The organism is Corynebacterium sp. p3-SID1761, from assembly GCF_055862885.1.
Genome location: NZ_JBSQBJ010000003.1, coordinates 55,603 through 70,297, shown reverse-complemented (window position 1 = coordinate 70,297; position 14,695 = coordinate 55,603). Strand labels below are relative to the sequence as shown.

Genomic DNA, 14,695 nt, shown 5'->3' with positions numbered 1-14,695 from the left:
GACACGCAGGGGAAAGAGGCCGGATGCGCATGCCTATACTGTGTGGTGTGACTTTGCGAATCTACGACACTGCCGCCCGCCAGCTCCGCGACTTTGAGCCTATCCGTGAAGGCCATGCCTCGATCTATCTGTGTGGAGCGACCGTGCAGTCGATCCCGCACATCGGACATGTGCGTAGCGGAGTTGCTTTTGACATTCTGCGCAACTGGCTAGAGGCCAAGGGGCTGGACGTCGCTTTCGTAAGGAACGTCACCGACATTGACGACAAGATCTTGACCAAGGCCGCGGAGAACAACCGCCCGTGGTGGGAGTGGGCCGCCACGCACGAGCGTGCGTTTAACTGGGCTTATGACCAGTTGGGCGTCACCCCACCTTCCATCGAGCCCCGCGCCACAGGGCACGTGCCGCAGATGATCGAGTACATGCAGCGCATCATCGACAACGGCCACGGCTACGCCGCAGACGGCAACGTGTACGCGCAACCCGCGACGATCGATAACTACGGTTTCCTGTCCGGCCAGAAGCTGGATGAGATGGATCAGGGTGAATCCGCGGGTACCGGCAAGCGCGACCCGCGCGACTTCACCATGTGGAAGGCAGCCAAGCCGGGCGAGCCGGCCTGGGATACTCCGTGGGGCCGTGGCCGCCCGGGTTGGCACATCGAGTGCTCCGCGATGGCCACGACCTACCTGGGCAGTGAGTTCGACATTCACTGCGGTGGGTTGGACCTGCAGTTCCCGCACCACGAGAACGAGGCCGCGCAGGCGACGGCAGCGGGGGATGGGTTCGCGCGCTACTGGATGCACAACGGCTGGGTGACGATGTCCGGCGAGAAGATGTCGAAGTCCCTGGGCAACGTGCTTTCTATCCCGAATGTGCTGAAGCTGGTGCGTCCGGTTGAGCTGCGCTACTACCTGGGCAGCGCGCACTACCGCTCGATGTTGGAGTACTCTGAGGCGGCGCTAGGCGAGGCCGCTGCGGGCTACCGCCGCATCGAAAAGTTCCTGGTGCGCGCCATCGAGTACGTCACCGGCGAGACCGCCGTGAACCCGCAGGCGCTGCCGGTCGGCGAATTGCCGGAACAGTTCGCGGAGAAGATGGACGACGACCTGGCCGTACCGCAGTCGCTAGCCGTGATCCACGACGTGGTTCGTGAGGGCAACAAGCTACTGGACGCAAAGCCCACGGACGAGGCAAAGCAGCAGGTTAAGGAGATCGCCGGACAGGTTCGTGCGATGGCTGCCGTGCTGGGTGTGGATCCGCTCAGCGAGACGTGGTTGGAATCCACTAAGGCCGCTGCGGGCGGATCCGACGTGGCGATGGGTGCCCTGGATGTGCTGGTCAAGGCTGAGCTGGAGCGCCGCGCCGAAGCCCGCGCGGCCAAGGACTGGGCCACCGCCGACGAGGTACGCGACCGCCTGGCCGAGGCCGGCATTGAGGTTACGGATACAGCCGATGGCGCGAAGTGGTCGCTGAAGGGGTAGTTCCATAGACGTACTCGTCGGGCTGTAACTCTGATCCTGGAAGCTCGACCTCGTCGTCATATATTTCTTCGGGTACGAAGTATTCTTCGTCTTTCGACCACATGGGGTTCAGGCCTGGCAAGAACCAAATGGTGGCGGCAGAAACGATGGCAATGATGATGCCGCCCAGTGTTGCGTGCTCCGGCGGGATGTACCAAAAACCGGCCACGATCAGGGCGCCGATGGAGCCGATACATAGGGGGAGGAAGAGGTTCAGATTCAACCTGTTTGCGGTTCTGTATTCGACCCAGTCCTCGCTGGGGAAGCGGCCGCGGGCTTGGGAGCGGATTCGGCGCTGCGTTTTCTGAGAACATACGACGCATGCGATGGCGACTAGTGCCAGCCCGACTCCGGCGATAATAAAGTCGCCGACTACTGCGCCGTATGCCATCACGCCGATCGATACGGTTAGGGCAAAGCGTTCGGTCGCGGAAAGCGGAATTGCCTGGTGGGGGTCTACTTCAGGGTAGAGGTTGGCCAGAGGGGCCGGGGTGTATGCGGTCATCCTTCGTGTCCTTTCTCGGGGGTGAGAGGTGGGGGTGGGAGACGAAGCTAAACACAAGATGCTTCTGTCTCTTAGGCTGACGTCATGATACTTTCAGTTAAGTTGAGCCTTACCTAATTAAGGTAACACTATCCTAAGTTAGTGGTAAATCCTGGGTAGAAGGTAAGGCTGCGTAAGTCTTTTGATGTTTCAGTTCTGAGTAGGATCAGCATGCACCTTTCACTGTTTGGATCACGTCGAGGCTCGGTGCGACGGTCGTTCGGTCGTACATCCACGGCCGTGGCCGCCACCTCCGTACTTGCCTTCGCTCCCGTAGCATTTACCACGGTCGCTACTCCCGTTGCCTCAGCGGCGGGAACCTGTGAATTTAATTGGGGTATCAAGCAGAGCTACCGTGCCTATATCCAAGGCCCTGTTGCTAAAGGCGGATGGGGTGGCGACGGTATCGGCTTTACCGGCGATAAGACCGGCCCGAATGGCACCTTCCAGTTCAGTCCCCAAAAGCCCCAGGTAAACGGCGATACGGTGACCGTTCCGCTAAACGGAGTTCTCCGTTTCAACGGTCACAACTATGGCGGCGATGACCTGCTAGATATGACGCTCTCCGATTGGAAGGTACGCGCAAAAGGAAAAACCGCCGAGATCCTGGTGGACTATGTCTCCTATGAGTCGGACATGGTCGATAAGAGCAAACGGGGAGCCAAAATCACTGGCGACGATGAAGTCATCGCCAAGGTGAACCTGTCTACCCCGGTGAACCCCGGCTCAGGGAGCGTAAACCTTTCTGGTTCTACGACGCTTACTCAAGGTGGCAGTCGGCTGTTTCTCGCTTACAAGGCGGGAACCTCGATGGATCCAACCAGTGGCTCAGTTGCTTTGGACGGCAGCTGTGGATCAGATTCGGGCAGTGGCTCGGGATCGGGCGAAAAGCGCACGCTGACCACGATCGATGGCAACTTCACCGGCTTTAACAAGGAAGCTATGGGAATTCTGTCTGAGACGAACGACACGATGAACGCCCTGACCACTTTCATGGGTAACTCCCAAGCCTTCTTGGACGAGTATGAATCTTTCGTCAATCGCGGGCGCGGTAAGAACGGATCTTCTAGCGGAAGCGACTCCGGAACTAGCTCCACCTCCGGAACGAGCTCCAACTCCAACTCCGGTTCTGGTGGCGGATCGGCCTCTGGTGGAGCATCGCTTGGATCCGGAAACAGTGGTGCGCGAAACGGCGGAACAGGCGGCGGGTCGGCCTCCAGCGGAGGCGGAACAACCCGTGGCGGTGTCGCTGCAGGCGGAGCAGCTGGTGGCGGTGGAGATCTGCACTGCGCGTCGGTCAAGGCAGTCGAAAGCGCCAAGGCATCGTGGGCTCTGAAAGAATCCTTCCAGTCGTACATCACCGGCTCTATCGCTAAGGGCAAGTGGGATTTGAGCGGGGTCGGATACAGCGGTGGCAAGTATCAGTTCACCGGCAACGGTGGCAACGTCGATACATCTTCGCAGCAGGGAACGATTTCCTATGGTGGTGCGATGCAATTCACCGGTCACAACGGAATTCTCGACCTGAACATTGCTAATCCGGAGATCCAGTTCAACGGTGGAACAGGAAGGCTTGTTGCCGATGTTCGTTCTTCAAACATGGAAGGCGAGAAACGAGACTTCGGGCGCACAGTGCTGGGAGACCTGAGCTTTAGTTCCCTTGATGTCTCGGAAAACTCAGTAAGCGGAGAGGCGAGTGTATCGCTGACCCAGGATGGTTCCGTAGCTTTCGCTGAATTCTACGATCCGGGAACCCAGCTAGCGCCGATATCTTTCAGCGCCCAGCTAGGTGGCCAGGGTGACTGCGACGCAGTGGGCGGTACTTCAGCATCTGGATCGAATGCGGGTGGATCGGGCGGTGGTTCTTCTGCCGCGCACAATGCTGCCGCCGCGAAGCTCGCCGGCAATAAGGACGGTTTCGGCAATGGCGTCGACGGCGATTCTTCATCGGCTGGGTACGAAAACGGATCGAGCAAATTCAAGGTTAAGCCTGTTGCGGCTGAGGGCCAGGATGAGAATCCGACTTCTTACCTTCTCGGATTGATCGTAGGAGTCATCGTCGCAGGTGGAAGCATCGGTCGACTGGTTGTAAGTAATCCGTCTTAATCCGCCTACTAGGTGGCAAAACACTGTTCAGTTAGAAAGCACGTTTTAATGTCCATTGTTCCTAATCGAACTGTGCGGTTAGCGTTCCGCACCTGTGTGTTGTTTATCTGCACGGCCAGCCTCGCTGCGTGTGGCGTTAAGGGCGCCTATGAATCCGAAGCTGATGCTGCTCTGCGAAACGACATCAAGAATGCCGCTGATCTGCAGGACCCCCGTAGCTTTGAGGGAGTTTCGGAGGTCAAGGACTTCACGGATGTGGAGCCTGTGACCAAGAATCCATCCCCGAAGCTGCCGGTGGAGCTGACCGACGCAGACGGCCACGATGTCAAAGTTAATAAGCTAGATCGGATTCTGGCTCTAGACCTGTATGGCACTTACACTAAAACCCTTACTGGCCTGGGGCTTGCCGACCGGATTGTAGGCCGCACGGTCTCTTCTACTGAAAACATCTTGGCCGACAGGCCAGTGGTCACTCAGGGTGGGCACAACATCAACGTGGAAGCCGTGTTGTCGTTGGAGCCGGATATCGTCATCGTGGACCACTCCATCGGTCCACGGGACGCTATCGATCAGATTCGTCAGGCGGGCGTGACCACCGTGGTCATGGAACCGACCCGCACGATCGATTCGGTGGCCGAGGACATCACCACGCTCGGTGCTGTCGTGGGGCTCCCGGAGGATGCGGAAAAGCTTGCAGATCGCACAGTCGAGGAAATAGATCTGGATAAAGAGACCATCAAGAAGATGGTGCCCTCTACACCGATGCGGGTGGCATTCCTTTATGCTCGTGGAAATGGTGGAGTGTTCTTTATTATGGGCGAAGGGACCGGAGCCAAAGACCTGATCGAGGGCGTTGGTGCGGTTGACGTGGGGACGGAGAACAACCTTTCCTACATCGAACCAGCCAATGCGGAGTCGCTAGCTAGGTTAAACCCAGATGCGTTCATCATGATGACCGGCGGGTTGGAATCCACCGGAGGGATCGAAGGTCTGCTCAAACGCCCCGGCATAGCCCAAACCACAGCAGGGCAGAAGCGGCGCGTAATCACGATTCCAGATGGTCAATCGCTGGCGTTCGGTCCTATGACTGGGCAAACACTTTTGCGGACAGCGAAGGCGTTATATGACCCACACGGTTAACACGAACGAGTTTCTCCGGGCGCGAACGCGCCGACGGGTAGGGATTTTCGGTGCACTTGTGGTGCTTATGCTTGTTGCTGCGGTGCTATCGATCGTGCTTGGACAGTACTACGTGCCACTGCAGGATTTAGGTTCAATCTTGCTGGGGAAAGACCATCATTCAGGTCTGGCCTCCAGCGTAGTGTGGGATATTCGCTTGCCGCGCATCCTGCTGGGGTTCCTAGTCGGTGCATGCTTGGGTGTGGCTGGAACATTGATGCAGGCGGTGTTTGCCAACCCACTGGCCGAGCCATCGATTATCGGCGTGACCTCGGGAGCCGGGGTTGGTGCGGCGTTGGCAATCGTCTTTAACCTTGCTTTCTTCGGCACGTTCACCGTTCCATTCTTCGCCTTTCTTTCCGCATTGGTTGCCGCTGGCCTGATTTACCAGCTAGCTCGAAGCCAAGGCCGAGTTGTGGTTATCAATCTGGTTCTCACAGGTATCGCGGTTAATGCCGTGTGTGGAGCAATTATCTCCTTCATGGTCTATTTGGCTCCGACCGCCAGTCGGGAAGAGATCATCTTTTGGCAGATGGGATCCCTAAATGGTGCCCAGTGGAAGCACGTTTGGGTGGTTTTGCCGATCACGATGGTTGGAATTGCCGTAGCCCTACGGATGGGTGGGGCACTAGACGTACTTGCTTTGGGTGAGAAAGCCGCTGGTCACACAGGGATCAATGTAAGTCAATTGCGAGTGATTGCGATCATCGCTGCGACCGTACTCACTGCAGGCGCAGTTGCCTTTGCTGGGCTCATCGGCTTCGTAGGGCTGATTATCCCGCACCTATTGCGAACGGTCATGGGGCCGGAGAATTATCTCCTCATCCCTGCTTCTGCGCTTGGCGGGGCGGTCTTGATTGGTCTGGCCGATGTGGCTGCCCGCACATTGATTGAATTCGCAGATTTGCCTATTGGCATCTTCACTGCCCTTGTCGGCGGCCCGACTTTCTTCGTTCTGCTGCGCCGAATGATGCGAAAGGGGATTCATGCATGAGTGCTCACGGTAGCGATGCGACTACAAACAGTATGGCTATTGGCGATAGGGCCATTGAGGTATCTGGCCTTACCGTCGACGTTGGCCCCAAGCGGTTGCTCAGTGACATTAGTTTTGTCGCTCGTGCCGGTGAGGTCACAGGGCTCATTGGGCCGAATGGTGCTGGTAAGTCGACGCTGCTTGCCGCGCTGTCTGGGGATATTAAACCTACTCAGGGTGTGGTTTCCGTCGCCGGATTAGACCCCTCTCGGGCTGATGCAAGGACGATGGCGCGGCGCCGTGCGGTGTTGCTTCAAGATGTCCAAGTCGCGTTTGAGTTTCTTGTTCGAGATGTTGTGGCGATGGGACGGCGACCGTGGCGAGGGACAGTCGATAGCAGTGTGGATGAGCTCATTGTTGACGCTGCTCTGGACGCCACCGGTTCCACTACGTTGGCAGTTCGTGACATCGTCACTCTTTCCGGTGGCGAACGTGCTCGGGTTGCATTGTCCCGGGGATTGGCCCAGCAAACACCGGTGGTGTTGTTAGACGAGCCGACCGCGGCGATGGATATCCGTCATCAGGAACAAGTCTTGAGCTTGATGCAGCAGATCGCTCACAGAGTTGGAACTGCGGTGGTGATTGTGTTGCATGACCTCGATGCAGCTGCGGCGTATTGCGATCACATCGTCTGTCTATCCAATGGGCGAATTGCCGCCGATGGATCGGTTGATTCGGTCTATACCGACGAGATCCTCTCCAGCGTTTATGACTGGCCCATCGAAGTTGTCCGCAGTGCGGATAATGACATCTCTGTCCGTCCGCGGCGAAGGGATCCGCCTGCTGCAGTAGCTCAACTGCTTTCCGCATATCAATCCACCCTCCCATTCACTAGGGCTAAGTCCCTAGGATCCATTCATCAGGAGTAATTCTCATGTCTATTAAGTCAACTCGAAATGCCATGCTCGGCACTGTGATGTCCTTCGCCCTGGGCACTGCTGCACTTTCCGTACCCGTTGCATCGGCACAGGAGGGCGCGTCTCAGGCTAAACCTGAATGCAAAACTGTTATCACTGGCGGTACCTTCAACTGGGGATTGAAGGAGAGCTTCCGCAGCTACATCCTGGGGAGAATCGCTCAGGGAAGCTGGGAAACGAAGGGTGAGGTTAAGGAATCTGATCCTGCCAACAAGAAGTCCAAGGACTTCCAATTCCAATTCCAGGTAGACCCAAGTGTATCTAGCATTGAGGTCGATTCCGAGGGCAACGTAACCAAGGCAGAGATCGGCACCAAGCCGTCCGATGTCGTTTTTGAAGGCCATCATGGTGCTTTGTACTCGAACTTCAAGTCCCCTTACATCACGGCCGAGGGGGCTAGTATTCAGGGCGGCGCCAGCTATGAGGGATACTACGTGCCTGGCAAGCACATGACTGAGTATACGCCTGAGGACCGTATCGAAGAGAACAAGGTTTCCGGCAGGGACGTGTTCTCGAAGGGGCACGGAAACTGGAAGGTTGACGGGGACACTGTCACGCTTGATGCAAGCAGCATGACCTACGTTCCTAAGCCAGGAACGGATGGGGACAAGAGCATTGTGGAGGGTGTAGACGTCCTATTCATGGGCATTTACTCGGCGGACTACAAGCCAGAGCTGGATGACATCAATGTTTCTCTGACCACCGAGAAGAAATGTGCAACGCCAGGGGAGCCGAATCCGGATGATGAAGGTGGTTCCGGCCCGGACAACCCAGACAACCCGAGCAACCCAGACAACCCGGACAACCCGAGCAACCCGGACAACCCGAGCAACCCAGACAACCCGGACAACCCCAGCAACCCGGACAACCCGAGCAACCCAGACAATCCGGATGACCAGGGGCAAGGCCAAGGTTCGCTGGGCAAGTTCGGAAAGGTGTGGAACTACATTCTTGGCACGGTCGGAATCCTAGGCATGCTGGCGATCATTGGCCACGCGATCAACGTGTCTGGCGCTCTCGATGGCATTCACAAGAAGATTGATGAATTCCTACGCCACCACAACTTGCGCTAATAACGAGTTCCCTTTTCTCGTTCAGCGACAAATTCCAGATTCCACGCGGATCTTGAAACTCTTTCGAAAGGAATAACGTGATGGCTTCGACCTCCACACTTTCAAACACAAGCTTTAACACAGCCGAGCCGATCTCTCAGGCACTGCGCAATGCCACTGCGGAGGCGCACGGGCGCGCAGAAGGATCCGAGTTCATGAGCACCCTTTTCAAAGGCGAGCTTGACGCTCAAGCGGTGTATGCGCTTTCGGGACAACTCTGGTTTGTCTACAGCGCTCTAGAGAACGCTGTAGAAAGAGTCTCCGGCACTCCCATCGGGTCGGTTATTGCCGATCCGCGCCTGCAACGTTGCGCTGCGTTGGAACACGATCTGACGTATTGCCTCGGCTCCGATTGGCGCGAACAACTTGAACTACTGCCCGCCACCCGGCGGTATGTAGATCGCCTCGACTCTTTCGGAGAACAAGACGTTGTACGAGTGATCGCTCATCACTATGTCCGCTACCTCGGGGATATTTCCGGCGGTCAGGTCATCGCTGTACGTGTAGCAGACCTCTACAATGTCGCTCCTGAGGCATTGAAGTTCTATGACTTCTCCGCTATTGGCAAGATCCCTCCGTACCGAACCAGCTACCGTCAGCGCCTCGATAGCCTGCCACTCACAGCACAGCAGCGTTCCGAATTGATTGAGGAAGCCATCGATGCTTTTGGTATGAATTTTTCCCTGTTCACAGATCTTTACGGAGTCTGCGCGTGAATACACCATTCTTGTCCAAGTCCAATTCCCGCCACTTCGTTGCCAGCGCCCTGGTCAGTTCCGTCGCGTTAAGCGGCATGGCGGTTCCTGTAGCACAGGCAGAGGAAGTGTCCGCCCCAGTGTTAGGAGCCGGTGCTTTTGCCTGGCCGATCAAAACCTCTTTCCTTAAGCATGTGCAGGGGCCGATCGCCAGGGGAACCGTCATCGGCGATGGAGGCGCGGAGTTTAAGGGAAACCAGTTTGTGTTCCCAGTAAATACCCAAGAAACAAAGCTGGACCCGCAGGGGAATGGCACGATTGCCCTGGACGGCAGCGCACATGTGACCGCATACAAAGGTCTTGGTAAGAACGGCGGGCCAGCTTTGGATGTCTCTTACTTCGACTTGAAGTTGAATGTCACAGGTCAGGCGGTATCGCTTATTGGGGACTACTCCCTTTCCGGTAACACGGCGAACGATCCTACACAGCTAGACAAGCGCGGCGACGATGAAGTAATCGTGACCTTCACCCTGGAAGCCCCGATTGATCCGGGTAAGGATCTCGTTGCCCAGAACCGTCCCACAACGGCCGGTATCGGATTGCAGAGATCTCTACTCCGCTACAACGAGGGCGAGCAGCTGGAGGGCGCGGACGTTGACCTGCTGCTGGACTATGACGATGGCAAGCAGATAGAAGATGTAACCCCGCAGGAACTGCAGGGAAGTGCAAGCGGATTCTCCGGTTCTTCTAGCGGCAGTTCCAAAAACTCGTCCCTTGGCATCGCGGCCGGTGTGATCGCCGCCATTGTGGCAGTGATTGGGGTAGGGGCACTGGCCTTCGGGCCCGTGGATTGGCGAGGAGTTTTGAAGAACTTCGGCATCACTGCCTAGAAGGAAAGCATCGTACCACCCCATCTGCGAAGAACTATTGCTCGTTTCAGCTGCTGCCGGCAAGATTGGTAATGGAAGCAACAAATTCACAGCAGGTGGGGTGCTTTGCTGTCCACGTTCTCGTGAGCCTGGTTCCAGTTTTGCGTGCCGGGAAGTAACATACACAAACGCACGTAGTCGACCAGGTAAGAGGGGCAATCACAGTGGCGGGCAACACCCAGCGCAGCGGAGGCGTGCGCAAGAAGAACAAGAAGGGCGCAACCAAGGGCTCCGGCGGTCAGGGGCGCCGCAGCCTGCGTGGCAAGGGGGCCACGCCGAAGGCGGAGGATCGCGTCTATCACGCTGCCTACAAGCGCAAGCAGGCCGCCAAGCGCCGGGCATCTGGTGCGCACGACCGCTTCGCAAAGGACGAGAACCAGGTGGAATTGGTGGTCGGCCGCAATCCTGTGATCGAGTGCCTGCACGCCAAGGTTCCCGCCACAGCACTGTACGTCGCGGAGGGCACTAAGAACGACGAGCGCCTGGCCGAGGCCGTCCACACCTGCGCCGACCGTGGCATCTCTGTACTGGAGGTTTCCCGCGCCGAGCTGGATCGCATGACCGGCAACGGAATGCACCAGGGCATTGGCCTGCAGATCCCGCCGTTCCAGTACACGCAGGTTGAGGACCTGATCGAGCGGACCGCCTCCGCAACACAGCCCGGCCTAGTCGTCGCGCTGGATAACATCACTGACCCGCGTAACCTCGGTGCGGTCATCCGCTCCGTCGCGGCATTCGGTGGTCACGGCGTGATCATCCCAGAGCGCCGCAGCGCCTCCGTCACCGCCGTCGCTTGGCGCACCTCCGCGGGCACGGCCGCCCGCCTGCCGGTCGCGAAGGCCACTAACATGGTGCGCTCTCTGAAGCAGTTCCAGCAGGCTGGTTACCAGGTCGTGGGCCTGGATGCTGGTGGCGATCACACCCTCGACACCTACGACGGCACCACCCCGACCGTCATCGTCGTCGGCTCCGAGGGCAAGGGTCTGTCCCGCCTGGTGGCGGACACCTGCGACACGATCATGTCGATCCCGATGGCCAAGTGGGTCGAGTCCCTCAATGCGTCGGTCGCTGCGGGCGTGGTGCTCAGCGAGTTCGCCCGCCAGCGTCGCGCTGCTAAGTGACGCCCCTTCGTTTTCGCCCCTCTGGGTACATCCGCGGGGACTGCTAGCTTCTAAGGCTTAAGTCCCCGGATGTATGTCTCCACGAGCCAAGGCTGATAATCGGGGACAAGTTTTCGTGCAGCGTCAGGGAGGGGGCGGGTGATCGCCGCCAGGCCGAGATCGAAATGTAGTGCGTCCACGTCTTCTCTGAGGAGCGACCAGTGGCGTGCCCGGTGAAGCACCCTTTCTAACTGCTCCATCAGCTCGTTCATTCGAGGGACGAGGTCTGCCTCGAAGTCCAGGTTTTCCACAATGGTGGGCACTACCTGCGTGGCGATGGCTCCTAGTTGCAGCCCCGCTACGCTGTGGACGAAGCTGTTCCACGTTTCGGTGGCTTGTCGAACGTTCTCCCATCCCGCCGTGTGGCGGTCGATGATGTCGATGAGCCGCTCGCGCCCGTAGTCGAAAAGTCCCGTTAGCAAGTCTTGCTTGGTGGGGAAGTGGCGGTAGAGGGTGCCGATGCCCACGCCAGCTTCGCTGGCTATGGTGCGCATGGAGACGTCGATTCCAATGGTGGAAAACAGTCTCCAAGCTGCGGTGAGTATTGCTTGCCTGTTCTCATGTGCATCCGCGCGCATTACTAACCTTCCGAAACTTTTTTGCTCTATCGCTTGCATTCTATCTAAGCGGAATGTTACGATCCATTTTGTTCAAACGGAACAAAATGTTCCGGTTTATGGGGTACAGAAAGGGGAAACCCATGTCCAACGCTGTTGATACGCAGAAGAATCCACCAACCCAAGCACGTCCAGTCCCCGAGCGCAGTGATAACCGTCGCCTCGCCGCAATCGTCGTAGCCCTCACGGGAATCATCACGCTCATGCTGTTGGCATTCCTCACCCCCAGCATGAACTCCGGCCCGAAGGATCTCCCTCTCGCGGTCTCCGGCCCGGCGCCTGCCGTTCAGAAAATTGAGGGAATGCTCGAGCAGAAACAGCCCGGCGCCTTCGACATCACCACCTACGACAATCCAGACGAGGTAAAGACGAAGGTTCTGGAACGCGAGGCAATCGGCGGAATCGCCCTCGGCAAGGACGGCACCGTCGTCACCATTGCCAGCGGAGCAGGCTCTACCTTCAAGCAGATCATGACCGGCCTTGCCGATGGCATGAAGCAGCAGGGCCAGAAGGTTTCCGTGGAGGATGTAGCCCCGCTGTCCGAAGGCGATCCGAACGGAATTGGTCTGAACACCCTTGCCCTGCCGCTGGCCTTCGGAGGCATGGCCTCGGCCGCCCTGCTGACCTTCGGACTCAAGGGGCGCCGTTGGGGCCGGGTGGTCGGCGCAGCCGTGTTCTCCATCTTGACTGGCCTGGCGCTCGGCGCAATCATGCAGTTTGGGTATGACCTGTTCGACGGAAACTATCTTGAGCTGGCAGGAATCCTCGCACTGGGTATCGCCGGTACTTCGATGTTCGTCCTCGGCATGGAATCTCTGCTCGGCGGCGCAGGTCTGGGCATCGGCGCGATCATCACGCTATTTGTTTCCAACCCGCTGTCCGGCATCGCGACGGGCTGGCAGTGGCTACCGAGCCCCTGGGGCTGGTTTGGCCAGCACCTGCCGATCGGAGCAGCTGGCACGGCCGTGCGTTCCGTCGCCTACTTCGATGGCCACGGCATCACCCACGCCGTTGTTGTTCTGTGCTGTTGGGTTGCGCTCGGTGTGGGCATGGTCGCTCTAGCGTCGTGGCGGAAGCGTCGCGTTGCTCAGTGACGCCCCTTCGTTCCAGCTGTAGCCGGTCCCAGCGCTAGCTGATCATTAGCGCTAGCCGAACATTTCCTCTTGCTTATCCCACTGAACCTGCGCCCAGGCCTCCCGCAGCTCGGGCTGTGGGTCGTAGATGGTTTCCTCGCCGGCGGGAAAGTGGGCGTCAAAAACCTGCGTGGCGAAGCCCAGCGAATAGGGATCAAAACCTGGGTCGTGAGAGTGCACGAACTGCCTCCACCGCGACTGCATGGTGACGGTGGTGGCGCGCATCTCGTCGCGACCGCCGAGTAGGACGGCAATGCGGCCCTTGTCCTGGTCATAGCGCTGGAAGAGGATCGGCAGGTCCAGGGCGTGTAGCGCGCCCATGCCGGAATAGCGCAGGAAAGGCGTGGTGGTGTCCAGCCGGTAGACCCACGCCCGGTCGCTCGGGTGATTCTGCGCCAGGTACCAGGAGGGGCCGGTGAACAGCGCATCGCCGAAGAAGCGGCCCTTCAGCTTGCGGGACTTCGGGCCACCATAGTGCTGCTCCAGGATGTTGGTGGCCTGGGCATCGGCGCCGGAAATCGCGTGGGCGAACGTTCGCGTGCGCGCGTACTGCATGGAGCTACGCTTCGGCTCCAGGTGCATCATGTCGTACTCGTTGCGGTTAGAGCCGATCAGTAGTGGCAGATCCATCATCGCACCGGGGGAAAGGGGGTGCTCCGGCAGCAGGTCCTCGTCGATAACCGGAGCAAACGGGCCGGCCTTGGAGATCGGGTTGTCCGCGTGGAAACGCACCATCTCGTCCGAGAGACGGCCTAAGATTGCGTGCTCGGCGGTCAGCAGGTCTTCGGTGGCGGCCTTCAGCTCCTCGTCGCTGAGCTCCGGCGGCGCCTGGCGGACCGGGGTGCGCTGGTCCAGCGGCAGGGATTCTTCCGCGCGCATGCGGTGCAGCCAGCGGGCGGCGAAATCGGTCCAATACTTCGCATTCGCGCGGGTGTGGACGATCATCGGGGCGGGGGACTGTGCGATGGCCGCGCTGAACAGCCCCTCTGCGGACGGGGTGGCCAGCAGGCCGGTGACCATGGAGCCACCGCTGGATTCGCCCATGATGGTTATGCGGTCCGGGTCGCCTCCGAAGGCGCGGGCGTTGTCGTGGATCCAATGCAGGGCCGTCAGCAGGTCGGAGTGGCCTGGGTTGGTATCCATGTCGTCTGGCGTGTGAGTGCCCTCGCCCAGGGCCAGTTGGCCAAAGATGCCCACGCGGTAGTTCACCGCCACGTACACACAGTCGATGGCCTGGGCGAAGTACTCGCCGGAGAGCAGGGGTTTGTTCGCAGAGCCGTGGATGTTTGACCCACCGTGGAAGTAGACCACGACTGGGCGGTTGGCCTCCGGGTCGATGGCTGGCGCATCGGTGCCAGTGGAGTGCGCGGGACGGGGGACGACGACGTTCAGCCACAGGCAGTCCTCGGTGCCTTCCCAGTTGCCCGCCGACTTACGCGCCGGGCGGTACTGGGAACACGCGTCGCCGGAGGTAGCGGCGTTGAACACACCCTCCCACGGCGCGATGGGTTCAGCGCGGCGGAAGCGGCGGGCGCCGATGGGTTTTTCGGCGTAGGGGATTCCGCGGAAGGCAGTTACCCCGGTTTCCGCATGGCCTTTGACTAGGCCGGTGGTGGTGTGGACGATCCAGGGGTTGGTGGGTTGTGGATTGGCTGTCGTCTCGGTAATCACAAGTGCTACCTTAACGAGCCAACCGTCGGCTGTCCCTCTTCCGGGGGAGGTGCCTATATTTCTATGCGTTTTACGC

The 14,695-nt window shown here is 58.9% G+C and carries 13 protein-coding genes; 10 read left to right on the top strand and 3 right to left on the bottom strand.

From position 1 onward, the window contains the following. The first annotated feature begins 47 nt into the window (after positions 1-47). The gene (gene cysS, locus ACWXWJ_RS03015) at positions 48-1,484 is read left to right on the top strand and encodes a cysteine--tRNA ligase (protein WP_473963507.1); all 1,437 of its coding nucleotides are present in this window, start codon (positions 48-50) and stop codon (positions 1,482-1,484) included. Here the strand turns inward: cysS and ACWXWJ_RS03010 are convergent. After that, positions 1,441-2,028, bottom strand: coding sequence for a hypothetical protein (locus tag ACWXWJ_RS03010; RefSeq protein ID WP_034969824.1), 588 nt, complete (start codon positions 2,026-2,028; stop codon positions 1,441-1,443). The genes cysS and ACWXWJ_RS03010 overlap by 44 nt on opposite strands. A 210-nt stretch (positions 2,029-2,238) precedes the next feature. Between ACWXWJ_RS03010 and ACWXWJ_RS03005 the strand changes: the two genes are divergently transcribed. The 8 genes from ACWXWJ_RS03005 to rlmB all read left to right on the top strand — a co-directional run bounded on the left by ACWXWJ_RS03005 (position 2,239) and on the right by rlmB (position 11,159). Then, the gene (locus ACWXWJ_RS03005) at positions 2,239-4,173 is read left to right on the top strand and encodes an HtaA domain-containing protein (RefSeq protein ID WP_080716680.1); all 1,935 of its coding nucleotides are present in this window, start codon (positions 2,239-2,241) and stop codon (positions 4,171-4,173) included. Between the two features lie 48 nt (positions 4,174-4,221). Next, positions 4,222-5,313, top strand: a complete 1,092-nt coding sequence (locus ACWXWJ_RS03000; RefSeq protein WP_035007512.1) for a heme/hemin ABC transporter substrate-binding protein — start codon at positions 4,222-4,224, stop codon at positions 5,311-5,313. Continuing rightward, complete coding sequence (locus ACWXWJ_RS02995) at positions 5,297-6,346, top strand: FecCD family ABC transporter permease (protein WP_034974928.1); 1,050 nt, start codon at positions 5,297-5,299, stop codon at positions 6,344-6,346. Before ACWXWJ_RS03000 ends, ACWXWJ_RS02995 begins: the two co-directional genes overlap by 17 nt. After that, positions 6,343-7,254, top strand: coding sequence for a heme ABC transporter ATP-binding protein (locus ACWXWJ_RS02990; protein WP_473963506.1), 912 nt, complete (start codon positions 6,343-6,345; stop codon positions 7,252-7,254). Before ACWXWJ_RS02995 ends, ACWXWJ_RS02990 begins: the two co-directional genes overlap by 4 nt. Positions 7,255-7,259: 5 nt before the next feature. After that, positions 7,260-8,375: an HtaA domain-containing protein gene (locus tag ACWXWJ_RS02985; protein WP_473963505.1), complete on the top strand. Its 1,116-nt coding sequence runs from the start codon at positions 7,260-7,262 to the stop codon at positions 8,373-8,375. A gap of 80 nt (positions 8,376-8,455) precedes the next feature. Further along, on the top strand, positions 8,456-9,130 hold the full coding sequence (locus ACWXWJ_RS02980) for a biliverdin-producing heme oxygenase (RefSeq protein ID WP_011273032.1): 675 nt from the start codon (positions 8,456-8,458) through the stop codon (positions 9,128-9,130). Further along, positions 9,127-9,999 (top strand): HtaA domain-containing protein, encoded by an 873-nt coding sequence (locus tag ACWXWJ_RS02975; RefSeq protein WP_049050120.1) that lies wholly within the window; start codon positions 9,127-9,129, stop codon positions 9,997-9,999. The genes ACWXWJ_RS02980 and ACWXWJ_RS02975 overlap by 4 nt, the downstream gene beginning before the upstream one ends. Before the next feature lie 203 nt (positions 10,000-10,202). Then, on the top strand, positions 10,203-11,159 hold the full coding sequence (gene rlmB, locus ACWXWJ_RS02970) for a 23S rRNA (guanosine(2251)-2'-O)-methyltransferase RlmB (protein WP_035002654.1): 957 nt from the start codon (positions 10,203-10,205) through the stop codon (positions 11,157-11,159). A 50-nt stretch (positions 11,160-11,209) separates the two neighbouring features. Here rlmB and ACWXWJ_RS02965 read toward each other — a convergent pair whose 3' ends face one another. Next, positions 11,210-11,776 (bottom strand): TetR/AcrR family transcriptional regulator, encoded by a 567-nt coding sequence (locus ACWXWJ_RS02965; RefSeq protein WP_473963504.1) that lies wholly within the window; start codon positions 11,774-11,776, stop codon positions 11,210-11,212. A 122-nt stretch (positions 11,777-11,898) separates the two neighbouring features. On the opposite strand from ACWXWJ_RS02965, the gene ACWXWJ_RS02960 reads away from it, so the two are divergent. After that, entirely contained in the window at positions 11,899-12,909 is a 1,011-nt protein-coding gene (locus ACWXWJ_RS02960) for an ABC transporter permease (protein ID WP_473963503.1), read from the top strand. A gap of 51 nt (positions 12,910-12,960) precedes the next feature. On the opposite strand, the gene ACWXWJ_RS02955 is transcribed toward ACWXWJ_RS02960, so the two are convergent. Beyond that, the gene (locus tag ACWXWJ_RS02955) at positions 12,961-14,619 is read right to left on the bottom strand and encodes a carboxylesterase/lipase family protein (protein ID WP_473963502.1); all 1,659 of its coding nucleotides are present in this window, start codon (positions 14,617-14,619) and stop codon (positions 12,961-12,963) included. Positions 14,620-14,695: the final 76 nt, after the last annotated feature.